General features: G+C 59.8%; 26 protein-coding genes and 1 tRNA gene. 6 read left to right on the forward strand and 21 right to left on the reverse strand.

Going from position 1 to position 25,581, the window contains the following annotated elements; translation table 11 throughout:
- Window positions 1-46: 46 nt before the first annotated feature.
- The 13 genes from wecB to ICI42_RS02295 form a co-directional block, all read right to left on the reverse strand.
- Window positions 47-1,159, reverse strand: a complete 1,113-nt coding sequence (wecB, locus tag ICI42_RS02235; RefSeq protein WP_188162906.1) for a non-hydrolyzing UDP-N-acetylglucosamine 2-epimerase — start codon at window positions 1,157-1,159, stop codon at window positions 47-49.
- Between the two features lie 138 nt (window positions 1,160-1,297).
- Window positions 1,298-2,485: a glycosyltransferase gene (locus ICI42_RS02240; RefSeq protein WP_188162907.1), complete on the reverse strand. Its 1,188-nt coding sequence runs from the start codon at window positions 2,483-2,485 to the stop codon at window positions 1,298-1,300.
- A 155-nt stretch (window positions 2,486-2,640) separates the two neighbouring features.
- Complete coding sequence (locus ICI42_RS02245) at window positions 2,641-3,699, reverse strand: glycosyltransferase (RefSeq protein WP_188162908.1); 1,059 nt, start codon at window positions 3,697-3,699, stop codon at window positions 2,641-2,643.
- A 71-nt stretch (window positions 3,700-3,770) separates the two neighbouring features.
- Window positions 3,771-5,387, reverse strand: a complete 1,617-nt coding sequence (locus ICI42_RS02250; RefSeq protein WP_188162909.1) for a lipopolysaccharide biosynthesis protein — start codon at window positions 5,385-5,387, stop codon at window positions 3,771-3,773.
- Window positions 5,323-5,835: an LbetaH domain-containing protein gene (locus ICI42_RS02255; protein WP_188162910.1), complete on the reverse strand. Its 513-nt coding sequence runs from the start codon at window positions 5,833-5,835 to the stop codon at window positions 5,323-5,325. Before ICI42_RS02255 ends, ICI42_RS02250 begins: the two co-directional genes overlap by 65 nt.
- A gap of 67 nt (window positions 5,836-5,902) precedes the next feature.
- Window positions 5,903-7,201: an O-antigen ligase family protein gene (locus ICI42_RS02260; protein WP_188162911.1), complete on the reverse strand. Its 1,299-nt coding sequence runs from the start codon at window positions 7,199-7,201 to the stop codon at window positions 5,903-5,905.
- The gene (locus ICI42_RS02265) at window positions 7,202-8,068 is read right to left on the reverse strand and encodes a glycosyltransferase family 4 protein (RefSeq protein ID WP_188162912.1); all 867 of its coding nucleotides are present in this window, start codon (window positions 8,066-8,068) and stop codon (window positions 7,202-7,204) included. It abuts the gene before it with no gap.
- A gap of 269 nt (window positions 8,069-8,337) precedes the next feature.
- The gene (locus tag ICI42_RS02270; protein ID WP_188162913.1) at window positions 8,338-9,639 is read right to left on the reverse strand and encodes a glycosyltransferase; all 1,302 of its coding nucleotides are present in this window, start codon (window positions 9,637-9,639) and stop codon (window positions 8,338-8,340) included.
- Window positions 9,640-9,691: 52 nt separating this feature from the next.
- The gene (locus ICI42_RS02275) at window positions 9,692-10,444 is read right to left on the reverse strand and encodes a glycosyltransferase family 2 protein (protein ID WP_188162914.1); all 753 of its coding nucleotides are present in this window, start codon (window positions 10,442-10,444) and stop codon (window positions 9,692-9,694) included.
- A 218-nt stretch (window positions 10,445-10,662) separates the two neighbouring features.
- A complete protein-coding gene (locus tag ICI42_RS02280; protein WP_188162915.1) occupies window positions 10,663-11,625 on the reverse strand; it encodes a GDP-L-fucose synthase family protein in 963 nt (320 codons plus the stop codon).
- 34 nt (window positions 11,626-11,659) lie between these two features.
- The gene (locus ICI42_RS02285) at window positions 11,660-12,964 is read right to left on the reverse strand and encodes a sugar transferase (RefSeq protein ID WP_230980125.1); all 1,305 of its coding nucleotides are present in this window, start codon (window positions 12,962-12,964) and stop codon (window positions 11,660-11,662) included.
- Window positions 12,965-13,031: 67 nt separating this feature from the next.
- Window positions 13,032-13,583, reverse strand: a complete 552-nt coding sequence (gene nusG, locus ICI42_RS24220) for a transcription termination/antitermination protein NusG (protein WP_407945123.1) — start codon at window positions 13,581-13,583, stop codon at window positions 13,032-13,034.
- Between the two features lie 548 nt (window positions 13,584-14,131).
- Window positions 14,132-14,206 (reverse strand) — tRNA-Gly (locus tag ICI42_RS02295).
- A gap of 250 nt (window positions 14,207-14,456) precedes the next feature.
- Between ICI42_RS02295 and ICI42_RS02300 the strand changes: the two genes are divergently transcribed.
- The 4 genes from ICI42_RS02300 to ICI42_RS02315 all read left to right on the forward strand — a co-directional run bounded on the left by ICI42_RS02300 (window position 14,457) and on the right by ICI42_RS02315 (window position 16,998).
- Complete coding sequence (locus ICI42_RS02300) at window positions 14,457-14,954, forward strand: prolyl-tRNA synthetase associated domain-containing protein (protein WP_188162917.1); 498 nt, start codon at window positions 14,457-14,459, stop codon at window positions 14,952-14,954.
- A 71-nt stretch (window positions 14,955-15,025) separates the two neighbouring features.
- Window positions 15,026-16,021: a thioredoxin gene (trxA, locus tag ICI42_RS02305; RefSeq protein WP_188162918.1), complete on the forward strand. Its 996-nt coding sequence runs from the start codon at window positions 15,026-15,028 to the stop codon at window positions 16,019-16,021.
- Window positions 16,022-16,105: 84 nt separating this feature from the next.
- On the forward strand, window positions 16,106-16,777 hold the full coding sequence (locus ICI42_RS02310) for an LON peptidase substrate-binding domain-containing protein (RefSeq protein ID WP_188162919.1): 672 nt from the start codon (window positions 16,106-16,108) through the stop codon (window positions 16,775-16,777).
- Window positions 16,778-16,800: 23 nt separating this feature from the next.
- Window positions 16,801-16,998, forward strand: a complete 198-nt coding sequence (locus ICI42_RS02315; protein ID WP_188163682.1) for a Trm112 family protein — start codon at window positions 16,801-16,803, stop codon at window positions 16,996-16,998.
- A 14-nt stretch (window positions 16,999-17,012) separates the two neighbouring features.
- Here ICI42_RS02315 and ICI42_RS02320 read toward each other — a convergent pair whose 3' ends face one another.
- From ICI42_RS02320 to modA, 8 genes are all read right to left on the reverse strand, one after another.
- Window positions 17,013-17,765: an SDR family NAD(P)-dependent oxidoreductase gene (locus ICI42_RS02320; RefSeq protein WP_188162920.1), complete on the reverse strand. Its 753-nt coding sequence runs from the start codon at window positions 17,763-17,765 to the stop codon at window positions 17,013-17,015.
- A gap of 17 nt (window positions 17,766-17,782) precedes the next feature.
- Entirely contained in the window at window positions 17,783-18,226 is a 444-nt protein-coding gene (locus ICI42_RS02325; protein WP_188162921.1) for an acyl-CoA thioesterase, read from the reverse strand.
- 4 nt (window positions 18,227-18,230) lie between these two features.
- Window positions 18,231-19,418: an iron-containing alcohol dehydrogenase gene (locus ICI42_RS02330; protein ID WP_407945124.1), complete on the reverse strand. Its 1,188-nt coding sequence runs from the start codon at window positions 19,416-19,418 to the stop codon at window positions 18,231-18,233.
- A gap of 245 nt (window positions 19,419-19,663) precedes the next feature.
- The gene (locus tag ICI42_RS02335) at window positions 19,664-20,023 is read right to left on the reverse strand and encodes a VOC family protein (protein ID WP_188162923.1); all 360 of its coding nucleotides are present in this window, start codon (window positions 20,021-20,023) and stop codon (window positions 19,664-19,666) included.
- A gap of 60 nt (window positions 20,024-20,083) precedes the next feature.
- A complete protein-coding gene (locus tag ICI42_RS02340; protein ID WP_188162924.1) occupies window positions 20,084-20,425 on the reverse strand; it encodes a winged helix-turn-helix domain-containing protein in 342 nt (113 codons plus the stop codon).
- A 67-nt stretch (window positions 20,426-20,492) separates the two neighbouring features.
- On the reverse strand, window positions 20,493-21,605 hold the full coding sequence (gene modC / locus ICI42_RS02345; RefSeq protein WP_188162925.1) for a molybdenum ABC transporter ATP-binding protein: 1,113 nt from the start codon (window positions 21,603-21,605) through the stop codon (window positions 20,493-20,495).
- Window positions 21,602-22,303 carry a molybdate ABC transporter permease subunit gene (modB, locus tag ICI42_RS02350; RefSeq protein ID WP_188162926.1) on the reverse strand — a complete coding sequence of 234 codons (702 nt, stop codon included), beginning with the start codon at window positions 22,301-22,303 and terminating at the stop codon, window positions 21,602-21,604. The genes modC and modB overlap by 4 nt, the downstream gene beginning before the upstream one ends.
- Before the next feature lie 17 nt (window positions 22,304-22,320).
- Window positions 22,321-23,121 carry a molybdate ABC transporter substrate-binding protein gene (gene modA, locus ICI42_RS02355; protein ID WP_188162927.1) on the reverse strand — a complete coding sequence of 267 codons (801 nt, stop codon included), beginning with the start codon at window positions 23,119-23,121 and terminating at the stop codon, window positions 22,321-22,323.
- Between the two features lie 308 nt (window positions 23,122-23,429).
- Between modA and rpmB the strand changes: the two genes are divergently transcribed.
- The gene (gene rpmB, locus ICI42_RS02360) at window positions 23,430-23,726 is read left to right on the forward strand and encodes a 50S ribosomal protein L28 (RefSeq protein WP_188162928.1); all 297 of its coding nucleotides are present in this window, start codon (window positions 23,430-23,432) and stop codon (window positions 23,724-23,726) included.
- 122 nt (window positions 23,727-23,848) lie between these two features.
- The gene (locus ICI42_RS02365; RefSeq protein WP_230980126.1) at window positions 23,849-24,532 is read left to right on the forward strand and encodes a queuosine precursor transporter; all 684 of its coding nucleotides are present in this window, start codon (window positions 23,849-23,851) and stop codon (window positions 24,530-24,532) included.
- Window positions 24,533-25,581: the final 1,049 nt, after the last annotated feature.

Genomic DNA, 25,581 nt, shown 5'->3' on the forward strand with positions numbered 1-25,581 from the left:
ATGGATATCATCAACGCAGAGATTTGCACCGGTTGTGGATCCGGTTTCAAACTGCTGAGAGAAGCGTATCGGCGATCTTGCGAGATGCCGTCCCGTCTCCATAGGGATTGTCAATCTCAGTCATCCGCCTGTGAAGAGCGCGATCATCAGCGAGGCGATTGAACGCGTCAACAATGGCTCCCGTATCGGTGCCGACCAAGATGTTGCATCCAGCCTCGATCGCTTCTGGCCGTTCCGTGGTTTTTCGGAGGACCAAAACCGGGCAAGCGAAGCACGGCGCCTCTTCTTGAATGCCGCCGGAATCGCTCAGCGCCAAATAGCTCCGCTGCATGACAATCAGCAGATCATTGTAGCTCAAAGGCTTCAGCAAACGGATATTTCCAATGTTGGCGAGGCTTTCCATCACCACTCCATGAATGTTTGGATTGGGATGTACAGGCCAGACAAAGACGAAGTCAGGACGCTCTTTGGCGATCTTGCGGATGGCGGCAATGATCGAGGTGATGCCCTCGCCGAAACTTTCGCGACGGTGCGCCGAGACCAACACTACGCGCGCGTTGCTGTCGGTCAGTTCGGGTAAGGCAGCGCGCAACATATCCGATGGCGGTAGATTCTTCGCGGCGATTGTAAGCGCCGCGTCGATAGACGTGTTGCCAACGACATGGACATGGTCATGGATGCCCTCCGCGGCAAGATTACCCGCTGCGGTCAGCGTCGGGGCGAAGTGCCAGCGCGCCGTGATTGAAACCGCACGACGGTTGAATTCTTCTGGGAAAGGCGAATGAACGTCGCCAGATCTCAGTCCAGCCTCCACATGCGCGCACGGAATGCCACGATAATACGCCAACAACGAACCGACAAAGGCGCTGGCGGTGTCTCCTTGGACGATCACGAGGTCCGCATCTTCCGGCAACAACCCGTCAAGTCCCTCGAGAACCCTCGCCGTAATGCCGGCAAGGGATTGGTTGTGTTTCATCGTGTCGAGTTTGATGTCGGCATCGCAGCCGAAGGTGTGAAATACATCCTCGACAAGTTCTCGATGCTGCCCCGTCAAAATAACGGTCGTCCTGACATTCTCCTTTTTCCGCAACTCGATGTTCAGCGGCAAAAGCTTGATTGCCTCTGGTCGAGTTCCAAGGACAAGCACGAAGTGTTTCATTAACAGTCCTCAGAAGTCCTGCCGCTCAAAGATACGCAGCAGAGAGAAGCTGGGCACATATCGTCCCCCGCAGGATTGGAGCGTGACAGCATTGATGTGCAAAAGCTGAATTCTCACAAACGCCGGGCGGAGATGAAGTTATTGCCCCGAAAATGACTGTCGGACACCGGAGCATCCCGCAGCGTGTTGATAGATTTCTGTAAACTCAGTGCTCGTCTTGGCCCAAGACAGTGTAGCTCTAATCCAGGCCATGCCGCGTGCGCCCATCACCGCAAGTTCGGAGTCCGGTGTTGAGGTCAGCGTTGCAATCCCTCTTTCAAGGCCTTCCAGGGCGGGATCAACCCACCAGCCGCAACCTTCGCTTTCCACAGCCTTCCACGGAGTCCCGGTCGACGCCAAAACGGGCCGTCCCATGGCAAGTGCCTCGGCCACGACAACCCCGAAATTCTCCGTAAAACTCGGCAACACCAACGCATGAGCCGCAGCAAGTTCGAGCTTTTTGTCCGCGCCATAGGCCGGACCTGCAATTGTGATACGCGTATGCATTCCAAGGCTCACAATCAGGGATTCGAGTTCAGAACGGTGGCTGTCTTCGTCGGGTCCAACCAGTTTCAAGTGCCAGGATGCTGACCCAGCATGCGCGAAAGCCCGGATAAGAGTATGAAGATTTTTCACCGGATGTAATCTGCCAAGAAAAAGCAGCCGGCGCTCGTGTCCGGATAGGTTCATGGCGGTTGGGGCTTCGGGAAGGTCAATCCCAAAAGGGACTTCTCGCACCTGACCCATGCCAACAGCGGCATTTACTATCTCTGCTTCAGCTTGGGATGTCACATGAACTGCCGATGCGGTGCGCAGATCGCGTCGCTGATACAACGCCCAAGCAATGTCTTTGCGCATATTTTTATGCTGACGCGCCCACGGCAGAAGCATGCCGTGTACGCTGATCACCGTCCCGACAGCGCTCTTTCTTGCCGATCTTACAGCCGCATGATTCAGCGGATGCCAGAGGCCATGGCTGTGCACGACAAAACTCATGCCCGGAGGAAATCCCTCGAGCGCCTGTTTAAGGACAACGTTCCTTTTCAATGGGTGGACGAGATGCGTTGTGGACACGATTGTGGTAAGTCGACGCAAGTCAGAACCGTCGTCCAGGAAACGAGTCAGGAACCGACTTACTATTCCTTGGTCCTGCAGCGCGGCGGCAAGTGCGGTCACCGCGGCGGCGATACCACCCGCTTGCCGACGTAAATCAGGGACAACATGAAGCACCCCGATCATCGGCGAGACCTTGTGAAACGTATAATTTTCGACAAACTCGCCCGCCAATCGATATGATAATTCAATTGAAGATCACGCTTGGTGAATTTGATCTGCACAAGAAGGCACGACGCTGGACTGAATATAAGTATCAAAGGCAGGCGCCTCTTATAAACCCGCGATCGGACTTTCTTTGAAAGCTTAATAGTATGTCCTGGCGCACTCTACCTTTTTCGCTCAACCAACTCACGCGCGGTAGCTCTGACCGCGTCCGTGAATTGTGACGGGTTGAACCGCTCGCGCACATCAGCAGAGCACGCCACTGCCCGAACCTGCCACTCCACATCGCGCTCCAGCGCCACCAAAAGCTGCGCAGCTTCCACCTCTGTTCGATAAATTTGTGCTTGGTCGGTCACAATTTCTTCTTGCCCGGTATCGGCGGGGGCCAACACAATCGCACCTGCGGCAGCCATCTCTGCGGTAGAAATTCCGAAGGCCTCAATACGGCAAGCATTTAGCCCATATTTGACTCGTCCGAGGAGTTTTTCCTTCTCGCGCGAGACCACGGCAGGGAGCATCTCGATCCAATCGTGTTCTGCCACGAGGGCTCGGATTCTGCGGACATAGCCATCCTCACCATGGGGGCCTGCGATCACGAGCCGACCAGGAAAGCCTGACGCTCGCGCCGCGCCCACGATTCGGATGCAAGCCTCGATCTCCTTCTCCGGCGAAATCCGACCGAAAACCAGCACTATGTTCTCGCGCTCTGACCACGCAAGCCCGACGGGAATCGTAGGTACAACCGGATGGATTACCCGCATGTCACCTTGGCGGCTCATCTTGCTCCGACGCAGCAGCCAGTTTGAGTTAGCTATAAAAATGTCGCCCGCGTTTCTACGCGGTCGGCCGGACACGAGCGCCGCGACCACCCGCGAAACCCGTGTCCGCAACGGTACGGCATCGCCATAGGGCAGCTGAGCCCGGACGTCCGGGCTCCAGTCCAGCGAAGAAAGAAAATGCAGTGCCGGGCGCCCCCAGGGCAATGCGCCCGACGCAGAAACCCGGAGACTGTAGTCAGCGCCCACATTTGCCAGGGATCGAACAAAGTTGCCCGCAGCAATTGCCCCAACCGGTATTATCGTCTCAACCCTCGCCATGCGAAGAGTGATATCGGTAGGCTCAACCCGAGTGCCGGCGAGTGCGTTCAGCGCGTCGAGATCAAAGCCAGATCGAGTGTAGACAGTCACATCATAGTCTTCGACCAAAGCGGCGATGATCCACATCGCCGCCGCTTCCGCGCCCCCTCGGCCCCAGATCGGATGCGCTACTATCGCCGTGGGCCTAGAAAAGGCCGTCATGACTGCCTATTCACTCGCGAGACGAGGCCCGCCAACATCGCCCGTTCTTTGGCACTCAGTCCTAACCAGTAGGCCGAGACCCCGAATACAGCACTTGTCACTGCAATTGTTAACGCCAGCCGAGACAAGGATGGCGGCAGGAGTGAAGCGACAGCGATCGCGATAACTGTAGGTGGCACCGATGCGAAGGCTACCCTTGAGAGCGTTTCGATGCCCCATCGGCGCATGATTCCCGGTGCGCGGGACTGGAGGAGCAAAATACGAGCCACCACGACGATGCCTACGACAATGACCGAAACGCCAAGCGCGTCGCGGAAATCACCGGTCAGCACCCCCACGCCATAGCCTAACGGCAGTACCAGCAAGGAGAGACCGCCTGCGATGGATTGAAAACGGCCAACCTGTCCCATCGCCATGTTGGCCATCCCGGCGCCCACCGACGTCTGATCGACAAGTTGGCTCAAGATCAAAATCCTCGCAACAAAGGCTATGGTCGGATCCATGTCACCCAGCCAGAACAACAGCACGGTCGGCATTTCGACGACGAGCGGCACGGCGAGGGCGACAGCCACGAGCGTCGAAATCCTGCAAGCAGCCAGGGCGGCACCGACCATCTCGTTGCGGTCGCCGGATGCTTCTTTGCTGTAAACGCGCGGTGCCAGCACGACTTGGATCGAACTGGCCAGTTGCCGGAGCGCTCCTTGCATCTGATTGCCAATGGCAAAGGCAGCGCTAGCGGTCGGGCCACCCAGAACATTCATGAGAACGGTAAGGCCCTGATTGCGCGCTACCGCTGAGAGCGAGCCCACAAGCGACCAAGAAAAGATCGCGCCATGCTTACGGTAGGCGGCCGGATTGAAGAACTGCGTCGGGCGTGGCCGCGTGAGAGGATCGTCATACAGTACCACGGCCATGCCGACCAGATTGGTTAAGATCGTCGAAGCGGCCATAATCGTCGCATAGATTATCATGCGTTGACCGTCGTAGTACATTAACCCGTAACTTACAGGCACCAGCAGCCAGGATCGCGCAAGGTCCAGGAAGGCGAATACGGCGAAGCGTTCTTTGTACTGCAGATAGGCTTCATAAGGTGCAAGAAGGGTCCCAAACGCCGCCGTCCCCAACGTTATGAGAAACACGACCTGCACCGTTGAACGCACGTCTTCCGGGACGACCAGCAGGTGAGCGACCACCCAGCTGCCGAGTGAGTATCCGATGAGCAGCACGCAGACAGCCGTCCAAAGGTGCAGGCCGAGCAATGCATTGAACAGCTTTCCTCTGCTGTCAGCATCTTTGGCCTCCAAGGCGATCGCCCGCAGGCTCGTAGCCTGCATAGCGCCTGTCAGAAAACTGGTGAGCAACGCAATGGACGTGGCGGCGGCATAGGAACCGAAATTCTCAGCACCGAGAGCGTTCAGCAGGAACGGGGTCGTCAGCAGTTTGGCTAAAGTCACACCGACAATCTGCAGCCAAGTGACGACGCTGTTCGCCAGGATGCGACCGACACCGTATCGAAAACGTTCGCTGAGCGTGGATACTCTCACGAATTCATGCCTGGAGCTTTGCATATGCCTGTTCGGCATCGCGTCGTCCAATATCAGCGAGAACGGCAACCTGCGGTGGTATCTCCACCCCAGGGCGTATGACCCTGTGCGCTGTAATCCACACATGGTCGCCAATGGTGACAGGCAGCGCAAAGAACGGAAAATCCGGTCTGCTCCAATCGTGGCTGCCTGTGAGAATTTTCACGCCTTGGCTGATGCACACATTATTGCCGATCTCGACCCGACACAGATTATCGATCCACACGCCCTCTCCCAGCCAGACGTAGTCGCCGACGTTCAGAAACCACGGATACTTGATGTTTACGCCGGGCTTGCAAACAAAACCGGTACCGACCCTCGCGCCGAACAGGCGTAGAAGTGCCGCTTTTGCTCTGCTTGGCAGCAGCCCGACGATCGCAGATTGGAACACCAACGCGTTGACGATGTACCAAACAATCCGCCACCCATAACCCCAGTTTCCATCGATCGCCGGCCGCTGGAACTCGCCTAACTTCAAGGCAGCTATCCGCTGAAAGGCTGGTCTATCCGTCACAGCTTTGTTCCATTAGATCTTTGAGATGAATTCAACTTTTCGCCCAATGGTTGGCGCGCTGGGCGAAGCGTAAATGTCGCGCTCGCCGACCCTTGTCGCGAACCACGTTCCGAGAGGTTGTCCATATCATCCCGACTGTGGCCCAGAATATCGGAGTGCCCGCGCCACCAGGCGAGAACAACCAAGATTCGAACTGTGCGTTAGCGACCATCCCAACCAAGCTGCCGATCATCAGCGCAAGGAGCATACGATCCTCGCGCATGCTGGCGGTCATGGCTGCTCTTACCCCTTGGATAAGCACAGCGATGATGAAACCGACAAACAAACCAAAACCCAACAGGCCTACCTCTTCGATGATCGCCAGCGAGACGTTGCCTTTCTCGCGGCCATATTCCATTGCCGCCAAGCCCACATCGTAGGTGTTGAAGCCAAAAGAAACACCATAACCCAGGCCGAAGAGGCCCCCTTGAGCGGCGCCTTCGTAGGAAAGAGACCAATTGTCCTCTCGGGAAGCCAACACCGACGTTGCCAAGGGGTCCCCCTTATAAACAAACTGCACGACCAGAGAGTCGATCAATGCCGGGAACAATATTGACAACAGGACGGAGAAAGCCGCCATTCCAGCGAGAACGACAACAAACCGTTGCGCACCTCGTCCGAGCAGATAAATAACGAGCATGATTGCCGCGCCGAGTAGACTTGCCCGCGACAACGAACTTGCCAAAAGGTAACCGATATAAATGAGAATGGCGATGTGCAAGCGCCTTGTGCCGCGTGTTGTATCCGGTCGAGCAAGGTACCACAGCGGAAGTGGAAGCGAAAAAAGAGCCAACAGCCCAAGGAAATTGGAGTTGGCGGTGAGCCCGCGGTACAGGTTGACCGTTTCGTTCATCTGCACTTTCGACGAGGCTATGCCAAGACCTCCCAGACCGGAGAGGATGGTCAGGATGAGGACAGGCCAAAGCACATTGAAGCTGTCCCAGCGCCTAGCACTTGCCGCCCACACCGCCCCGGCGGCGGAATAAGCGATTGCAACCAACAGAAAGGTCACCGATTTCAACCCGGTCAGGTTGGGTAGCGGAGACCAGAACGTGGAGAATGTGGCGTAGACCAAAAGAGGCAAACCAAACGCCGCCGCATAGCCACGCAGACCCGAAAACAGTCGACCGGTAACGAACAGAGCCAATACGAGCAAGAGAAGCACCACCCATCTTGCCAACGGGTTCAGGACCACGTTTACGTAAGCTATGCTCGGCCCCACCGATGCGGCGAAACCCAATGCCAGCAGCAGGCCACTCCACGTGCGGTCTTTCAGTTGCAGCGCTCTCAATCAGGTAGCGTCCTGAAGGCCCGGCTGTCGGTCTGACAGGCTGTCCCTCCATGCGGCCAAAATGTTTCCGGCCCACGCTTCGGTGGTCCAATCGGCGATTGTCGCCGCTGCATTGCCCTTTAGAAACGTGCGCAATGCAGGACCGTGCGACAAGCGCGCCAGCGCCGAGCCAAGCGCTTCAACGCTGTGCGTTGGAAAGATCAGCCCATTCACCTCGTCTTGAATCAAATCCCCAATACAACCCGCGCAATCCGCAACAATGACGGTCAAGCCTGCAACCAACGCCTCGTTTACGACAAGTCCCCATGACTCGGAGCGCGACGGCACCACCAAGACATCCGCCGAGGCGAATTGCGCCCAAAGCGCCGGCCCCTCCAGCCTTCCGCGTGATACGATGCGAGGATCGGCCCTTGCTGCGGCCTCGATCTTCCCTCTCATTGTCCCATCGCCCACGACAATCAGCCGCGCCGACTTTGACACCTCTTCTCGATTGAACGCAGCAAGCAGCAGATCCGGACCTTTGACCGGCTCGAGACGGCCGACATATAGAAAAACAGGTGCATCTTCAGCGACGCCCAACGCCTCTCGAACTTCGCGACGCCGGCGCAATCTCTCCTGGCTTAAAAAAGCGGTTGCGGCACTGACATCAACCGTCATACGAGCGACGAAAATCCGATCGGGTAAAATCCCTTGGTCGCGGAGATATTGGCTTTGACGGGAACCAGCAGGCGTAAACCGATCGATCAGCCGCATCACTGTTCTCTTTGCCGCAGCGCGTAAACCTCTGGATGTGCTGATGTGGGTGTCGGACATCGAGATCACCTTTGCGCCCAGCAAACGGCTCATGATGATCACGGCGATGATCACAGGATGGCTCCAACCCGCGACAAAAACGACACCCGGGCGCTTTCTACGAAGTTCACGCCAGAGCGTTGCCGCAGCTGCCAGCGTTCCCTTAGGGAGTACACGGCCTCCCGATTGCTCTAGTGATCGCTCCCAGGCCTGGGTCAGTGTTCGGGTAATAAACCAGGTTTCCACAGGGGCTGGCCATCGACCACTCAATTCTTCGCCTAGCCGCGTAATGTATGGCGCAGGTTCGATGAAGACGCAAAACGCCCGGGGAGTTGAGTCTCCGCTCACGGAGCGACGACACGGCTGGTAGAGAGGCTTACGGTAGACGGCCTCGATGTGTTTTCAGCGACAACCGTCCTTATCAAATCGGTCATTCTCGACGCGTGCGCCTGCCAAGTCGCCTGCGTCGCTGCATATGATGCCCCCTGTGCAGCGATCCGGCGCCATGCTGTTCGGTCAGCTTGCTGCAAAATTGGCTCTAACGTCTGCACCAGAGCATCGACAGAACGCGGTTCAACCAGGAGTCCAGTCTCCCCATCCACAATGAATTGAGCTGGCCCTTGCCCTCTCACCCCGACGGTCAAAAGCCCAGCGGCCATGGCTTCAAGATATGCCACCCCGAATGCTTCGCGGTATGACGGCAAAACGAAAACGTCACATTGCGCAAGTTCATCGAGTACGCGCGTGTTGCTCTGCGCACCCAAGAACCGGACATGATCGCCAAGATTCGCGGCGTCGACTTGATGGCGGAGCGCCGGCTTTTCAGGCCCCTCCCCGATAACCGTCAGTCTCCAGTGAGCGACACCGGCTAGGCAGAGACGGTGCAAGGCCGCGACCAGCAGGTCCACGCCTTTACCTTCTTGTAGATTGGAAACGGTGATCAACTCTAAGGGTTTGCAATCGGGAACCGGAACCACGCGTGTTTTCGGGGGTGGCCTGACCCCATTCCAGACTACGCAGACGTGATCGGCACGGCCGGCCAGCTTTGCCGCATAGGCCCGCAGGGGTTCTCCTACAATAACAAGGCGATCCGCTGCAGAAAGAGATCGTCGGAAACGCTCTACTTGTTGACCGCCGGAAATGTATTCCCGATTGGTATTTTCACCGTGCAGAACCACAATGACAGGCAAACCAATCGTCCCAGCGATCTCAACGGCGCCGCTTGCAAGTCCTTCGGAGTGAACAATCAGAACATCGGGCCGTCGATCTTTAAAGGCCCTCTGTAAGCTGCGCTTTACCGTCCCATCGAGAGCCAAGTTTGTCAAACGTCGTAAGAAACCGCGTGGCAATGCTAGATAGCGGCTTGTCTCAAGTCGCTCCAAGCTGTGAAATGCGGCAGTATCGATCTTGCCTTGATGTTCGCGGGGTGCAAACCGCTCTAGGAAGTTCGGGACAATTCCCCGCAACACTGCAACGCGCACCCGGTGGCCCATCTCCGCCAGCGCCCCAACGGACTCAGCAATAAATGGTGCAGGCCATCCGCCCGGCCGGTTGGGAAACCAAGGTGTGATTACGAAAATATCAAGAGCGCCATCGGCTGCGTTCGCACGTCTCAAAGCCGTATCTTTAGACTTCAGGGGCTGCATATCTCAGTCTTCTGCCATCCAGTTCGGCCCGGGCCGTACCAGAACTTCGCTCTTATGCCTGCCGCACCAGGAACTGGCCCACTTTGGACAGGTTCTTCAACGCCAGAGTCGAAAGTCCGCCCACCCGGTTTCGCCGGATCGCGCGGTAGTCCTCCGCCATCTTCTGACGAACTTTAGCGAAGTTGCGATTGCTGATCCCTCCCACGCGCATCTTATAGAGAACCTCAGGAATGTAGATCGACTTGCCTGTGGTGCGCGAGAAGTAGCGCAGGATGAAATCGTAGTCCGCGGCGATGCCAAAACCAATATCGAAGGCTCCGTACCGCTCGTAGACATGACGCCGGACATAGAGCGTAGGGTGGGCCGGCATCCATCCGCGCCTCAACCTCCCAGGGCGAAAAGGGCCTGTAGACCAATGCCGGATGACGCGTGAGGTGTCTGACTGGGCCACATAGTCGAGGTCGCTGAAGACAGCTTCAACGGCGGGATCTTCGAAAGCTTCCGCAATCCGCTCCAAGACGCCGGGATGCGCCAGGAAATCGTCACTGTGAATGAAGCCGATCACATCGCCCTCGGCATGCTGAATTCCCTTGTTCAGCGCATCGTAGACACCTCGGTCAGACTCGCTGATCAATCGCATCCGATCGTGCTGGACCTGTTGAATGGCAGCGAGGGAGCCGTCTTTGGATTTGCCCTCCACGACGATGTGATCGAAGTTCAAATAGGTCTGCGCAGCGACGCTGGCGATCGCTTCGCCGACGGTTGTCTCCGAATTGAAAACAGCGGTTATGAGAGAGATTTTCACGCGGTCACCGGAAAGGCAAGGTCGTCGAATGAAGGCGTTCGCGCCATGTCAGCCGAACGATCCATCGGATTGAAAATGCCGTTGTTGTTGCTCGGCGGTATTTCAAGAACGCCGCCAACGGCGAAAGTGACGCAGCATCGACGGCACTTGCCGTGGGCAAATCCTTCGGGAGGTGCCAAGGCAAGGCCGTCTACGGGACCGCGACAATTCTTAACAGGCTACAACGCCGAATGGCTGACACCGCGCAACTCGGATTGTTCGAGATACCAGCGATACGTGGCCTCAATGCCCTCGCGCAGGTTCATCTTGTGCTTCCATCCGAGATTGTGAAGCTTGGTGATATCGACCAGCTTTCGCGGAGAGCCATCAGGCTTGGACCGATCGTAGTCGAACCCGCCCTTGAAGCCCACGACGTCGCCGATCAGTTTGGTGAGATCTCCGATAGTAATCTCTTCGCCGGTTCCGATATTGACGATTTCGCTTTCGGAATAGGTGCGCGCCAAGAATACCAACGCATCGGCGAGATCGTCGACATAGAGAAACTCCCGCAGCGCCGAGCCCGTTCCCCAAACTGTCATGGATTTACCGGAGATTTTGGCGTCCTCAGCCTTGCGGAGAAGCGCCGGCAGCACATGGCTGCTGGCAAGGTCAAAATTGTCACCCGGGCCGTAGAGATTGGTCGGCTGTGCAGCAATGAAGTCACAGCCATACTGAGCGCGGTAGGCCTGACAAAGCTTGATACAAGCGATCTTGGCAACCGCATACCACTCATTGGTGGGTTCGAGCGGTCCGGATAGCAGCGCACTTTCCGGAATCGGCTGCGGCGCAAACTTTGGGTAGATGCAGGATGACCCGAGATAGACGAGCTTTTCGACCCCAAACTCACGCGCCGCCTCAATGACGTTCGCGCCGATCATGAGGTTATCGTACAGAAATTCCGCCGGTCGCGTGCTGTTCGCCAGGATCCCACCCACAGTTGCGGCAGCATGGAACACCACTTGCGGGCGAGCCTCGTTCATCCAGGCGTAGACGGAAGCTTGGTTTCGCAAGTCTACCGTATCGCGTGTCGCGGTCAGGACGGTGCAATTTTCCAAGGCGAGACGCCTGACGATCGCTTGACCCACCATGCCTCGGTGCCCGGCAACCCAGACGCGCTGGCCGGAAAGTTCATAGGTTGTCATAATGCTCTCAGCATAACCAAAAGGGCGAACACGGTCAGCGGGACCCGGCACCTGTCAGAACCGTTTTAAACGTCTTTAAGATGATTATCACATCAAGCCAGTATGAGAAATTCTTGATGTAGTAGAAGTCGTAGTGCAGCTTTTCCAGAACGGCGTCCTTCTCGACCACATGGCCCTGGTTGATCTGCGCCCATCCCGTGATCCCGGGCCGTACGATATGACGGTAGACATAGAAGGGCAGTTCTTTTTCGTACCATTTCGACAGAGCAATCGCCTCCGGTCGAGGCCCTATCCAACTCATCTCTCCACGTAAAATGTTGATCAACTGAGGCAATTCATCGATTCGGGATCGCCGCAAGAAGCGCCCCAACCTCGTCACTCTGGGATCGGCTTCGAGCGTCATCGCATCCTTCAATCGGTCGACAACGTCTTTTGCGCCTGAGGGCCCGGAGACGTCCTCCGTTCGAACTCGCATTGTCCTCAGCTTGTAGACGTTAAACGTCTTCCCCCTGTACCCAATCCGCTCTTGTTTGAAGAACGCCGGGCCAGTCGTTTCAAGTCGAATTGCCACGGCTAAAACTGCAATCAACGGACCTAGAACCACTAGGCCGACTGCCGCCGCGACCCAGTCCAAAACCTGCTTGATCTTGATATAGGCCTGGTTGGGATTGATCGAACCCAGCGTGTTCTCGGAGAGATGCTCTATCTCGGTTCGTCCTGTGAGCGCCTCGGTGACCTGCCGGAAATGAAAAACCGGTAGACCGCCTAGTGCCGCCGAGGCGATCACCCGCTCCCATTCGTTCGTCAGGTTTGCCCGTAGATCAGCGGTAAGTCCATAAAACTCCTCCAGTGGTTGATCTGCGTCGACCAATTCAACCCACTCGACTTTGGGAATTCGCATCAGCGTGCCAACTGCACCGCCCGGTACGACGGCCATACGGTAGACTTCATTCCGCCTGACCACCAAAAATATGAACAGGAACCAGAATAGAGAAGCGCAGAAACTTGCGACGACATGGAACCGGCTATAGTCCAGACGAAATGCAAACAGCACCAAGATCGCCATTCCGTATGTCGCCGTAAGGGTCGGGAAGACATAAAGGCCTTCATTGAAGCCCGGGTAGATCGAGACCCTTCTGAGAAAATACAAGGCGATTGTGACAGCGAAGAAGCTCGCGATGATCGAGTTGCTTAAGGTCGCAGCCTGAAGCCCTTCCGACCCCATCGTTGGCGACAAGAGATACGGCAGAACGATCGCGGAGAAGATTGCCCCAAGCAACTGATACCGTATTCTAAGCAGCGTACGCCGTCGTCCGCCGTGCAATTTACGAGTACTCAAGGGCTATCCGCAAGCAAAGCTACCGCACTCGACGTCGCTTCGCCGAGCAAAATATCCAGTTGGGTCGCTAATCCTGAAGACGGATGCTTCCTCTCTCTAGTCGAACTGCTACGGAGCCATTCAGCAATTCGACCAACACACGGCAACGGCCGTTTGGTTCCAGCTTTTGTAGTGTACCTGCAAGATTTGCGAAAGGCCCCGTGGATATTAGAACGCTCGACCCGGGCGCTATTTTTTCTTCCGGCCGTAAAATGCCCAGTTCGTCCGTACGCGCGATCAGCGACTCGACCACCCCGATCGGCAGAGGCAGAGGAGTCTCACCCTGCATAATCAGCGTACTAATGCCGCGCGTACTGTTTATCGCGCGCCACCGCGTGTTGGCAGTGTTGAAAAAAACGAACAGATAGCCAGGGAAAAACGGGACCCTCCTCAGATGAAACCGCTGCCTGCGTCGAACGGTGGTCTCTATCTGCGGAACAAATGCTTTGTAGCCCTGGCGCCTTAGATGAAGCTCGCCAATCCGCCACTTCCCGGGTTGCGTGCGTGCAACGTGCCATCTCTCCCGTGCAGGCGTGTTCAATTCTGGATATCCCGCACCACACGTCATAGCTGTATGCATCGTCCCAGCTTGTCGCCGCCCTCCGCAAACAGGGTCGAGACAACCAGATTTCGGCCGAACTTTTCGTGCTTGAACTCACGCCTCGGCAGTTGAAACAGATCAAGCTCAATCGGGATTCGGCGTCGGCACCTGATCATGTCTTATTGTATTGATGCTCAAAAACTGGGCAGAATAATCTACTATTACACTCAACTTTTCAGAAAACAAGCAGATACCGCCGTATTGGCGTTTTTTCTACTGTATATCGCATTTCGTGACATTTAGGACATATAGAAGGGCAGCATCACGATATTGTTTTATTTCAATGGGTTAGTTCGTACATCAGCGCATTCTCGCCGGGGTCCAGATCGGCCTGAACCACTCCCGATCCGATATCCTGAATCGCATCTCTTTCGCATTCGTTAACGAGGCTAGGCCAACAGCGAATCGTTATTTTTACAGGAGCTGACCAGCGCGTAGCGTGATCCCGTGGTAACTTGAGGGTATCCGGGAAAGCAAAACGGCCACCCTAAGGTGGCCGCTTTAATTGCTTGCTTCCCGAAGGAAACTGGAGCGGGTGAGGCGATTCGAACGCCCGACCCCAACCTTGGCAAGGTTGTGCTCTACCCCTGAGCTACACCCGCTCATGCAGCTGTGCGCCGCAAGCCGGTGCTATATGGCCGAAGAGCCGGGCGAATGCAACAGGGAAATTTGGGCAATTTCAACATCCCCGGCATTTTGTTTGCCGCGACCCCGAAACATCGCGAGAGCCCAAGCTTTCGGGCTTGTAAGCTCGCGAAAATTCGCTGAAAAAGCCCGGCATACGCGGTGCTGCGCAGGCGGCGCGGCTGGGATGGCGCAGCTGGCCGCGGCGCCTGGGGAGACGGAAAGACGATGCCGAAAACACCAGAAGACCTTTTCGCCTATCTCGACAGCCTCGATATCTCCGTCCGCACGATCAAGCACCCGCCGCTGTTTACGGTCGCCGATTCCCAGAACCTGCGCGAAGACCTCGATGGCGGCCACACCAAAAACCTGTTCCTCAAGGACAAGAAGGACAACTTCTTCCTCCTGACCGTCGAGCAGAACGCCGTCGTCGACCTCAAGCAAATCCATCATGTGATCGGCGCTTCCAGCCGCGTCTCCTTCGGCAAGCCCGAAGCGCTGATGGAACTGCTCGGCGTCATTCCCGGCTCGGTCACCGCCTTCGGCGTCATCAACGATACGAATGGCCGGGTGAAGATGATCCTCGATGCAGCGCTGATGGAGCATGACGTCATCAACGCCCATCCCCTGACCAACGAAGCCACCACCGCCATTGCGCGGGACGACCTGATCAGATTTATCGAGGCAACCGGACATGAGCCTGTTATCTTGAAAGTATCGGACTGATCGCCACATGGAAGCCTGAAGCGGCGAGACCTTGACGTCGCGCCAGAGGAACCCCGACGGAAAGCATGACCATGAACAACGAGAACAACCCGTTCGGCGGCTTCGGCGGCCAGTATGCCACCAGCGTGCAGTATGGCGACACCAGCGCGGAGCGGCCAGCGGCCGCCCTGCAGCTCGACACCGCCCCGCCCGCCGATGTCATCAAGGACACCACCACCCAGGCATTCGCCGTCGACGTCATCCGGGAGTCGCGCAAGCAGCCGGTCCTGGTGGATTTCTGGGCGCCCTGGTGCGGGCCTTGCAAGCAGCTGACGCCGATCATCGAAAAAGCGGTGCGCGCCAAGGGTGGGCGGGTCAAGCTCGTCAAGATGAACATCGACGAGCATCCGGCCATTGCCGGCCAGCTCGGCATCCAGTCGATCCCCGCCGTCATCGCCTTCAAGAACGGACAGCCGGTCGACGGCTTCATGGGGGCCCAGCCCGAGAGCCAGGTCAACGCCTTTCTCGACAAGCTCGCCGGCAAGGGCGGCGGCGCGCAACCGCAGATAGACGAAGCGCTGGCAGCGGCCGCCGAAGCGCGCGCAGCGGGCGACCTGCAGACCGCGGCCGATATCTATCAGGCGATCATCGAGCAACTGCCCGAGACCGTCGCAGCCATCGCGGCTTTCGCGGATCTGCTGGCGGATGCCGGCGACCTCGAGGCTGCGAAAGAGGTTCTTGCCACGGCGCCGGAGACCGCTGCCAACGATGCCGCGCTGAACGCCGTCCGCACCAAGATCAAGCTGGCGGAAGAAGCCTCTGCCCTGGGCGATGGTGCCGAGTTCGAACGCCGCCTCGCGGAAGACCCCACCGATCATCAGGCGCGCTTCGATCTCGCCATGATCCAGAACGCGGCCGGCAAGCGCGACGAGGCGGCCAACAGCCTGCTCGCCATCGTCAAGGCTGACCGGACCTGGAACGAGGACGGCGCCAGGGCACAACTCCTGAAGTTCTTCGAGGCTTGGGGGGCGATGGACCCCGCGACGCTGGCGGCGCGCAGGAAGCTTTCGTCGCTGCTGTTCTCCTAAGCCGGCAGATATAGTCCGGTGCGGGTCTTGAGTCTGGGCGTTTTCGCCCCAGATGATGTCGCAACGGCGAAGGACCGGAATATCATGCAGGCAGGAAACGCACATTACAGGATGGCCAAGGATTTGCCCGCGGCGATTCCGGTGTTCCCGCTGGCCGCGGTCCTGTTGCTGCCCGGCGGGCGCCTGCCGCTCAACATCTTCGAACCGCGCTACCTGCAGATGATCGACGAGGCGATGTCGGGCAAGCGGCTGATCGGCATGATACAGCCCGCGCTCGACGGAAGCCGCCGCGAGGACGGCGAGCCGGAGCTCTGCCCCGTCGGCTGCCTCGGCCGGATCACCTCATTGTCCGAAACGGGCGACGGCCGCTATCTCGTGTCGTTGCAGGGCGTGTGCCGCTTCCGGCTTGCCGATGAGTTGGACGTCAAGACGCCCTACCGCCAGTGCAGGATCACCCCTTTCATTGGCGACCTGACAGAAGATGCGGCCGCCGACGACATCAACCGCGCAGCCCTTTTGAAGGCATTCCGCGCTTATCTGCAGGCCAACGATCTCGAAGCCGACTGGGAAAGCGTCAGTCGCGCCGACAACGCCATGCTGGTCAACGCTTTGTCGATGATGGCGCCTTATGGCGCAGCCGAGAAACAGGCGCTGCTCGAGGCACCCGATCTCAAGACCCGCGCCGATACCTTGATCGCCATTACCGAGATAAGCGTCGCGCGCGATGGCGACGGCAACAGCTCGCGGATGAACTGACCGTGCGCCGCGACAAATCCGCCATGGCCGTCGACCCAAAACTTCTGGAGCTGCTGGTCTGCCCTTTGACAAAGGGGGCGTTGAGTTGGGATGCAGCCAACAACGAGTTGGTCTCGCGCCTCGCCCGGATTGCCTATCCCGTACGCGACGGCATTCCCGTCATGCTGCCTTCGGAAGCACGCTCTCTCTCCGACGAGGAGTTGGCGAAGCTGGCGAGATAAGCCGGCTTACAACCTTACAGCGACGAGACAAGGTGCCCGCCATCGACGGCCAGGGATGCGCCGGTGATATAGGCGCCCGCCTGCGAAGCCAGCAGCAGCATCGCCCCGTCGAGATCCTCGATCTTGCCCAGCCGGCGCTGCGGAATGCGCTTGATCATCGCCTCTCCGGGCGGCGTGACGAAGAAATCGCGGTTGATATCGGTTTCGATATAGCCTGGGCAAAGCGCATTGACGCGGATGTCATGGCGCGCCCATTCGAGTGCGAGTTCCTTGGTGAGGTGGATCAGCCCCGCCTTGGAAGCCGCATAAGGCGCCAATTCGCTCGCCACCCGCAGGCCGACGATGGAGGCGACATTGACGATGGCGCCGCCCTTACCCGCCGCCTTGAGCGCCCGCGCAGCACCTTGCGCGACCAGGAAAGCGCCCTTCAAATTGACGTCGACCACCTGATCCCAATCCGCCTCCGTCAGATCGAGCGCGCGACCGGTGCCGCTGATGCCGGCATTGTTGACGACGATATCGAACGGCGCGGACAGCGCGCCGAACAATGCAGCGACCGAGTCGGCGCTTGCGACGTCGAGCACTGCGGCCTCGGCTTGGCCGCCGGCATCCCGGATTTCGGCACAGCTCTGCTCAAGCGCATCGAGACGGCGCGCCGCCAAAGTGACCGAAGCTCCGTAGCCGGCAAAGAGACCCGCGAAATGCTTGCCGAAGCCGCTCGAGGCTCCCGTCACGAGAACGCGCTTTCCCTTCAGATCGTCGAACATTCTTTCCCCTCGTGCTGTCAATGCGTCGAAGCAATCGTCGCCAAAATGCCCCTGAGGCGATCGGTCAGCGGTTTTGGCCTGCGACTGACGCGGTCGACATAGACATGGATGAAGAACCCCTCCGCCGCCGCCATCTCCTCGTCATTGCGAAACAGGCCGATTTCATAGCGTACCGAGGACGAGCCAACCTTTGCCACCCGGATGCCGGCATGCACCACATCCGGAAAGGCGATTTCCGCGAAGTAGCGGCAGCCGGTCTCGACGACCAATCCGATCTGATCGCCGGCATGGAAATCGAGAACGCCCTGCTCGACCAGCCAGCCGTTCACGGCGGTGTCGAACAGCGAGTAATGCACGACATTGTTCATGTGGCCGTAGGCGTCATTGTCCATCCAGCGCGTGGTAATGGTGCGAAACGTCTTGTAGCCGCTGCGGGCGGAAGGGGCAGGCCGTTCGCTCATGACCTCACCATGCCGCCTTGTAGATCGCCAGCGCATCGGCTTCGGAAACGTCGCGCGGATTGTTGACCAGCAGACGCTGCTGCTTCATCGCGTCGGAGGCCATCTTGGCCAGATGCTCCTCGCCGATGCCAACCTCGCGCAGCCGTGTCTGCATGCCGAGTTTCTTGGACAAAGCGGCCAGCGCCTCGATGAAGGCGGCGCAGCGGCCCTGGCTGCCCTGCTCCTTGGCCAGGTCCGGAAACGCGTCGGCGGCGATTTCGGCATAAAGCTGTGCCGCGTCGGGCGCGTTGAAGCGCAGCACATGCGGCAGCACCAGCGCGTTGGACAGACCGTGCGGCACATGGAAGGTGCCGCCGATCGGGTAGGCAAGCGCATGCACCGCCGCCACCGGCGAGTTGGCAAAGGCCTGGCCGGCAAGCATGGAGCCGAGCAGCATCGCGCCGCGTGCGTCGACATCCCCGCCGTCGAAGACCGCTTTTTCGATGTTGGCGCCGAGCAGTTGCAGCGCCTGCCGGGCCAGCATCTTGGACAGCGGATTGTTGTTGGCGTTCTTCGACGCATAGGCCTCGATGGCATGCACCATGGCATCGACGCCGGTCGCAGCGGTGATTGCCGGCGGCAGGCCGAGCGTCAGCGACGCATCGAGTATCGCAATGTCGGGCAGGATGATCGGAGACGAAACGCCGCGCTTTTCCTCCGCGCCCACGGTTATGATCGACACCGGCGTCACCTCCGAGCCCGTGCCGGCTGTGGTCGGCACCAAAACCAGCGGGAGGCGCGGACCCTTGGCGTTGCCGACTCCCCAGGCGCCGTCGATCTCTTCGCCGGACCCGAGCAGAAGTGCGGCCACCTTGGCCACATCGAGCGAAGAGCCGCCGCCGAAGCCGACCACGCCCGTCGCGGCCATGGAGCGACCCGCCTCGACCGCCTTCAGGACGGTATCCAGCGAAGGATCGGCTTCGACCGCGTCGAACACGCCGACCGAATGTCCCGCCTGGGTCAGCGACGCCAAAGCCGCATCGCACAGGCCGAGCCTGCGCAGGCCTGGATCGGTGACGAACAGCACGGATGCGCCGAGCTTCCTGCCGGCGATGGCCGCGAGCCGCGCAGTGCTGCCCGGTTCGAAAACCAGATGGGGCGTGGTGTGGAAAGCGAATGACTGCAAACTGTGATCCTCCTCGAACGCGCTCATAAAGCTTGGCGTGCAGGCATAACAGGTGATGCCGGAAATGTCCGCGACAGACGGCTTCACAGGGATGAAACTGACTGTCGGACGCCGCGTGTCCAGGCTTGGTCTGGCTCGATGCCTTGTACTCGGCGTTCTAGCCGGTACAAGAGCAAAATGGCGGACCGCCGGCAGCCCTCGCGCTGTTATGATCGCCATTAGCCGACCGCAGCAGAAGACATCGCAGCGCTTGGTCGGCAAAAACAGGCTTTTCAGTCCGTCATTGGGCCACGCAGGCCAATGCAGTTCCCCCAGGGGTCGCGGACCTGGCACATCCACAGTTCGCCATCGATTTCCAGCGGGCCACGATAAAGAACGCCGCCTGCATGTATCAGATGGTCGAGAGCGCGTTGGAAATCCTTGACGGCCCAGTAGACCACCGACCCCGCAGCGCCGCTCGCCACTTTTTCGTCGGCGGGCACGATTTCGAGCTGGATCGACCCGACCCTGAGAAATTCGAAACCGGATGGCTGGCTGACTTCAAGAACCGCATCCGGAAACGCCTGTCGATACCATATCAGCGCGGCCGTGACATCGGACACATGAACGAGAATGGCACAAACGGATTTCATGAAACACCGACCTATGGACTCGGCCACACCAACCAGCTGCGGCCGAAACATCTGGGAAAATCAGGCCGCTTCGATCTCGGCCTGAAGGGCTGCGATATGCTGCTCGGTGGCCGAGGTCGCAGCGCGCTCGATGGCGCGAAAGCGGCTGACCACGGCAAGCCCGACCGGCGTCAGCTGCGCCCCTCCGCCCCTACGCCCACCGCTCTGGGTCGACACCACCGGCTTGCCGAACAGCCGGTTCATCTCTTCGACCAGATCCCAGGCGCGCTTGTAGGACATGTTCATGCCGCGCGCCGCAGCCGAGATCGAGCCGAACGCTACGATCTGCTCCAGAAGCTCGATCTTGCCGGGGCCGAGACGGCCGTCCGGATCGAGATTGATGCGCAGGCTCAGCGATGGCATGTTTTCCCTACTCCTGAATTCGCGGCGGGTCCTGGTGAAGCGTTGAGCCCATCCGAGCGGTCGCCAATTAGCCGGAATGTTCGCCGTTGAGCCCTGCCGCCACCGTGCCCGGCTCGAAACTGACCGTCTTGATCACGGCGTAGACGGGCTGGCCGACGCGCAGGCCCAAAGTGCGCAGCGACAGCCCGGTGATGCGCGCCAGGACCGTCTGTCCGCCGCAGTCGATGCCGATATCGGCATGTGCGCCCTCGCCTTCCCTGACGCTGGCGACCGTGCCTGCGACGATGTTGAGCGCGCTCAGGCCCTCCGGCTTCTGGGTGGCGACGATCACGTCGCGCGCGCGGATGCGGATGCGGACCCGCTGCCCCACCGCGCCGCCGAACACCGGCACGCGGATGTCTCCGGCAGCCGAGCGCAGCACGGTGATGGCGTGCCCGGCATCCTGTTCGGCCACCGTCATCTCCAGAAGCGCGCCGCCCTCGCCGCGCTCGCCGGCCGGCAGCAGGTCGAGCTTCTGCAGCACCTCCGAGGCCGGCCCCGCCGCGGCCACCTTACCGTCCGACAGGATCACGACATCGGTCGCCAGCCGCGCGACCTCGGCGATGGAATGGCTGACATAGACGATGGGCACCTTGGCCTCGTCGCGCAGCCTTTCGATATAGGGCAGGATTTCGGCCTTGCGGGCATCGTCCAGCGCCGCCAGCGGCTCGTCCATCAGGATCAGGCGCGGGCTCGCCAGCAGCGCCCGGCCGATCGCCACGCGCTGCTTTTCGCCGCCGGACAACAGGTTGGGCCGCCGCTCCATGAGTTGACCGATGCCGAGCAGGCCGACCACCGCATCGATGTCGGCGTAGCGCTCGGATGGCGGGGTAAACCAGCGCCCATAGCGCAGGTTCTGGCTCACCGTCAGATGCGGAAACAGCCGCGCATCCTGGAAGACATAGCCGATGCGGCGCTTGTGCCGGGGCAGGAAGATGCCCGCCTTGCGATCGACCAGCACGCGGCCGTCGACCGCGATACGCCCGGACTCCGGCTTGACCAGCCCGCCGATGATGTTGACCAGCGAGGTCTTGCCCGAGCCCGACGGCCCGAACAAGGCCGTCAGCCGGCCCGGACTTTCGAACGCAGCTTGAAGCCGGAAGGCGCCCTGGCTGTGGCTGATATCGACCGACAGGCTCATTCGATGTCCATCCGCCGGCTAAGCCGCCGCGCCAGCACTTCGGACGCGACCAGGGCCGCCATGGCAATCGCAATCGACACCAGCGTCAGCCGCAGCGCACCCGTGTCGCCGCCAGGCACCTGGGTGAAGGTGTAGATCGCCGAGGGCAGCGTCTGGGTTTCGCCGGGAATGTTGGAAACGAAGGTGATGGTGGCGCCGAATTCGCCCATCGCCTTGGCGAAGCACAGGATCATGCCGGCAACGATACCGGGCAGGATCAGCGGCAAGGTGATGGTGGCGAAGGTCCAGAGCGGACCGGCGCCCAGCGTGCCCGCCGCCGCTTCCAGCCGGCGGTCGACCGATTCTATCGACAGCCGTATCGCCCGGACCAGCAGCGGAAATCCCATCACCGCGCAGGCAAGGGCGGCGCCGGTCCAGCGGAACGAGAAGACGATGCCGAAATGCGCGTCGAGAAACGCGCCGATGGGGCCACGCCGGCCGAAGCTCAGCAACAGGAGATAGCCCGTCACCACCGGCGGCAGGATAAGCGGCATATGCACGAGGCCGTTCAGCACCGACTTGCCCCAGAAATTGCCGCGCGCCAGAAGCAGGGCCACGACGAGGCCGAGCGGCAGGCTGCCGATCATCGCCCACAGCGCGACTTTGACGGACAGCCGGACCGCGGTCCATTCCTCCGGGCTGAGGGCCATCCAGTCCATGCGTCAGGTCAAACCTTCTAATTCGAAACGGTCGGCGCGAGCACGGTGAACCCTTGCGCCTCGAACATTTCCTTGGCCTTGCGGCCCTGAAGATACGTCACATAGGCCGAGGCCGCATCGGCATTCTTCGATTCAGCGACGATCCCAATGGGATAGACGATGGCCGGGTGGCTGCTTTCGGGGAAGGTGCCGACCACCTTCACACCCGGCTCGGCCACGGCGTCGGTGGCGTAGACGATGCCCAGCGGCGCCTCGCCGGTGGCGACGAGCTTGAGCGCGGCGCGCACGTTCTCGGCCTGTGCGACCTTGCCCTCGACGGACGCCCAGACGCCGAGCGATTCCAGCGCCGCCTTGCCGTATTTGCCCGCCGGCACCGCCTTCACGTCGCCCATGGCGAGCCGGCCGTCGCCCAGCGCGCCGGCAAGATCGAAATTCGGCGCGATGGTCACATCCTTCGCCGTGTCGGCGGGCGCGACGAGAACGATGCGGTTGCCCAGAAGATTGAGTTCGCTGTCCGCCTTGGTCAGCTTCTTGTCGGAAAGATAGTTCATCCAGTCGAGATCGGCGGAGATGAAGATATCGGCGGGTGCGCCCTGCTCGATCTGCTTGGCCAGCGCGGAGCTTGCCGCATAAGAGGTCGTCGCCCGGTTGCCGGCATCCGCCTTCCAGGCAGCGTTGACGGTATCGAGCGCATTCTTCAGGCTGGCTGCCGCGAAGACGGTGACGTTCTCCTCAGCATGCAGCGGCGTGGCCGCTGTCATGGCCACCACAGCGAGCCCCGCCAGGGCTCCCCTGATGCGGCGACGAACAGTCAGCATGATCGTCTCCCTGACGCATATCCTGCCTGACAACATTGTGTGCAGGCCCCTCGCTATATACAGACAAATATAACACTGTTAGCAAGTGGCCTCGTGATAGCAACCACATCTGCGAACTCCGTTATGCATCGGCTCAAGCGAAAGTCGGTTTGCCGGCATGGATATCGCCTCCCGGCCTTGACGCGTCCGAAAATTCCCACTAAGGAACGCCAACTTTTCCAATGGGCCGCCGGATCGATTGCGCGCCAGCCGAGTTTCGGTGCGCCGGTGTCCTTTGGTCCGACAGAAGAATTAAAGGTAGACACATCATGTCCCGCGCCTGCGAACTCACCGGCAAAGCCGTCCTGACCGGCAACAATGTGAGCCACGCCAACAACAAGACCCGGCGTCGCTTCCTGCCGAACCTCGTCAACGTCACGTTGATGTCCGAGGCTCTCAACCAGAACGTCCGTCTCCGCATCTCTGCCAACGCACTGCGTTCGGTCGAGCATCGCGGCGGCCTCGACGCCTTCCTCGTGAAGGCCGATATCAGCGAACTCTCGCAGCGTGCGCGCCTGCTCAAGAAGCAGATCGCCAAGAAGCTGACCGAAGAAGTCGCTGCCTAAGCAGTTTTAAGGCGGGGGACAACCGCCTTCCGAGCCTCGACTGCCTGAACGGCTTTCGAGGCTCTTTCCATTCCGGGATGTCACCCGGCCGGTCCACTGGTTCCATTACCCAGGATAAAAAAATGCAGCGCCTGTCCGCCTACATTCCCTTTGTCGCCGCCATGGCTCTCGTCGTGGTCGCGTCCAATATTCTCGTGCAATTCCCGGTTCAGGGCCAGATCGGCGCGCTTTCTCTGGCTGATCTGCTGACCTGGGGCGCGTTCACCTATCCCTTCGCGTTTCTGGTCACCGACCTCGCCAACCGCCGCTACGGCCCTGTCGTGGCGCGCCGCATCGTCTTCGTCGGCTTCATGGCGGCCGTCATCTGCTCGATCGTGGTGCCGCCGCTGCTCTACAGCCATGGCTACATCGAATATGAGACCGCGGCCGGCCGGCTGGTGCGCATCGCGATTGCATCGGGTACAGCCTTCCTCACCGCGCAGCTGCTGGACATCACCATCTTCAACAAGTTCCGCGCGCAAAGCTGGTGGCGCGCTCCGATCTTCGGCACGCTTGCCGGCTCGGTGGTCGATACCATCCTGTTCTTTGCCATCAGTTTCTCGGCAGCCTTCGCCTTCGTCGGCCCGGAAGATGGCTTCGCGCTCGAAACTGCTCCTTTCATGGGCCTTTTCGCAACAGAAGCGCCGCGCTGGCTGTCCTGGGCGCTCGGCGACCTTTCGGTCAAGCTGCTCATCGCCGCCGTGGCACTGATCCCCTACCGGCTGATTGCGACACGCTGGAGCCTGCAGCCCAAGCCGTTGAGCTGAGCCGGTTTCTGGCGAGACCGTTCGTCATGGCTCCCCCCTGCGCGGGAGGAGTGAAAGCGGTCGGCGAAGCCGATCAATCGACGAGATACACCTGCGAAGGCAGAAAGGAGCGCCCCCTTCTCCCCTTGCGGGGTGAAGAGCGGTCGGCGAAGCCGATCAATCGACGAGATACACCTGCGAAGGCAGAAAGAAGCGCCCCCCTTCTCCCCTTGCGGGGTGAAGAGCGGTCGGCGAAGCCGATCAATCGACAACGATTTGTCGATTGAAGCGATGAACGCCCGGAGCCCAAGCGGAGGGCCGGGGGTGGCCGAGCCGAGCGCAGCGAAAGACAGGCGGCGGATGAGGGGTGTTGGACGGAGTGAGAGGCTGCGTATTGCGCGCGTCAATGCACCGAGCTTCCCCTTCCTCCCATCGCCTCGTTTCTTCCAGCACCCCTCATCCGCCCCTTCGGGGCACCTTCTCCCGCAGGGGGAGAAGGGGGCGTCGGCGCTGACGACGCACTACCGCCAGGGCTGCAAAGTTCGATCGCGCGTAAAGGCGATGATGGTATCGCAGACCGAGTTCATCTCCCGCAAGAATCGGCAACGCCCGCCTCGTTCTGCCTTCGTCGCGTGTCTGACACGTCACGGAATGGATTCCCGGGTCGCTCTCGGCTGCGCCTCGCTTGCCCAGGAATGACGAAGGTGGGGTTGCTCCGCCAAGCTCCGACGCTAGCGATTGACATCTGCCACCCCCGCGCCTTCGTCATTCTCGGGTGGAGCCGAGCGCAGCGAAGGCGATAAGCAAGTTTCTCCACCGCTGTAGCTTTCGTCGATGTCACGGAATGGATTCCCGGGTCGCGCTCGGCTTCGCCTCGCTTGCCCAGGAATGACGAAGGTGGGATTGGCTCGGCCAAGCTCCGACGCTGGAGATTGGCGGAGCCAACCCCACCTTCGTCATTCTCGGGTGCAGCCCGAGCGCAGCGAAGGCGGAAACCCGGGAATCCATTCCGTGACTTACGAGGAACACCTGCGAAGGCAGAAAGGAGCGCGCCCCCTTCTCCCCTTGCG

The sequence above is a fragment of the Oryzicola mucosus genome, assembly GCF_014534685.1.
Classification (GTDB): Bacteria; Pseudomonadota; Alphaproteobacteria; order Rhizobiales; family Rhizobiaceae; genus Oryzicola; species Oryzicola mucosus.

What these genes read in the sequence shown, in the direction of transcription:
- wecB (WP_188162906.1), bottom strand. Translation starts at nt 1,159, where the DNA reads ATGAAACACTTCGTGCTTGTCCTTGGAACTCGACCAGAGGCAATCAAG.
- ICI42_RS02245 (WP_188162908.1), bottom strand. Translation starts at nt 3,699, where the DNA reads ATGTGGATCATCGCCGCTTTGGTCGAAGACTATGATGTGACTGTCTAC.
- ICI42_RS02270 (WP_188162913.1), bottom strand. Translation starts at nt 9,639, where the DNA reads ATGCAGCCCCTGAAGTCTAAAGATACGGCTTTGAGACGTGCGAACGCA.
- ICI42_RS02280 (WP_188162915.1), bottom strand. Translation starts at nt 11,625, where the DNA reads ATGACAACCTATGAACTTTCCGGCCAGCGCGTCTGGGTTGCCGGGCAC.
- nusG (WP_407945123.1), bottom strand. Translation starts at nt 13,583, where the DNA reads ATGCATACAGCTATGACGTGTGGTGCGGGATATCCAGAATTGAACACG.
- ICI42_RS02300 (WP_188162917.1), top strand. Translation starts at nt 14,457, where the DNA reads ATGCCGAAAACACCAGAAGACCTTTTCGCCTATCTCGACAGCCTCGAT.
- trxA (WP_188162918.1), top strand. Translation starts at nt 15,026, where the DNA reads ATGAACAACGAGAACAACCCGTTCGGCGGCTTCGGCGGCCAGTATGCC.
- ICI42_RS02310 (WP_188162919.1), top strand. Translation starts at nt 16,106, where the DNA reads ATGCAGGCAGGAAACGCACATTACAGGATGGCCAAGGATTTGCCCGCG.
- ICI42_RS02315 (WP_188163682.1), top strand. Translation starts at nt 16,801, where the DNA reads ATGGCCGTCGACCCAAAACTTCTGGAGCTGCTGGTCTGCCCTTTGACA.
- ICI42_RS02320 (WP_188162920.1), bottom strand. Translation starts at nt 17,765, where the DNA reads ATGTTCGACGATCTGAAGGGAAAGCGCGTTCTCGTGACGGGAGCCTCG.
- ICI42_RS02325 (WP_188162921.1), bottom strand. Translation starts at nt 18,226, where the DNA reads ATGAGCGAACGGCCTGCCCCTTCCGCCCGCAGCGGCTACAAGACGTTT.
- ICI42_RS02330 (WP_407945124.1), bottom strand. Translation starts at nt 19,418, where the DNA reads ATGAGCGCGTTCGAGGAGGATCACAGTTTGCAGTCATTCGCTTTCCAC.
- ICI42_RS02335 (WP_188162923.1), bottom strand. Translation starts at nt 20,023, where the DNA reads ATGAAATCCGTTTGTGCCATTCTCGTTCATGTGTCCGATGTCACGGCC.
- ICI42_RS02340 (WP_188162924.1), bottom strand. Translation starts at nt 20,425, where the DNA reads ATGCCATCGCTGAGCCTGCGCATCAATCTCGATCCGGACGGCCGTCTC.
- modC (WP_188162925.1), bottom strand. Translation starts at nt 21,605, where the DNA reads ATGAGCCTGTCGGTCGATATCAGCCACAGCCAGGGCGCCTTCCGGCTT.
- modB (WP_188162926.1), bottom strand. Translation starts at nt 22,303, where the DNA reads ATGGACTGGATGGCCCTCAGCCCGGAGGAATGGACCGCGGTCCGGCTG.
- modA (WP_188162927.1), bottom strand. Translation starts at nt 23,121, where the DNA reads ATGCTGACTGTTCGTCGCCGCATCAGGGGAGCCCTGGCGGGGCTCGCT.
- rpmB (WP_188162928.1), top strand. Translation starts at nt 23,430, where the DNA reads ATGTCCCGCGCCTGCGAACTCACCGGCAAAGCCGTCCTGACCGGCAAC.
- ICI42_RS02365 (WP_230980126.1), top strand. Translation starts at nt 23,849, where the DNA reads ATGCAGCGCCTGTCCGCCTACATTCCCTTTGTCGCCGCCATGGCTCTC.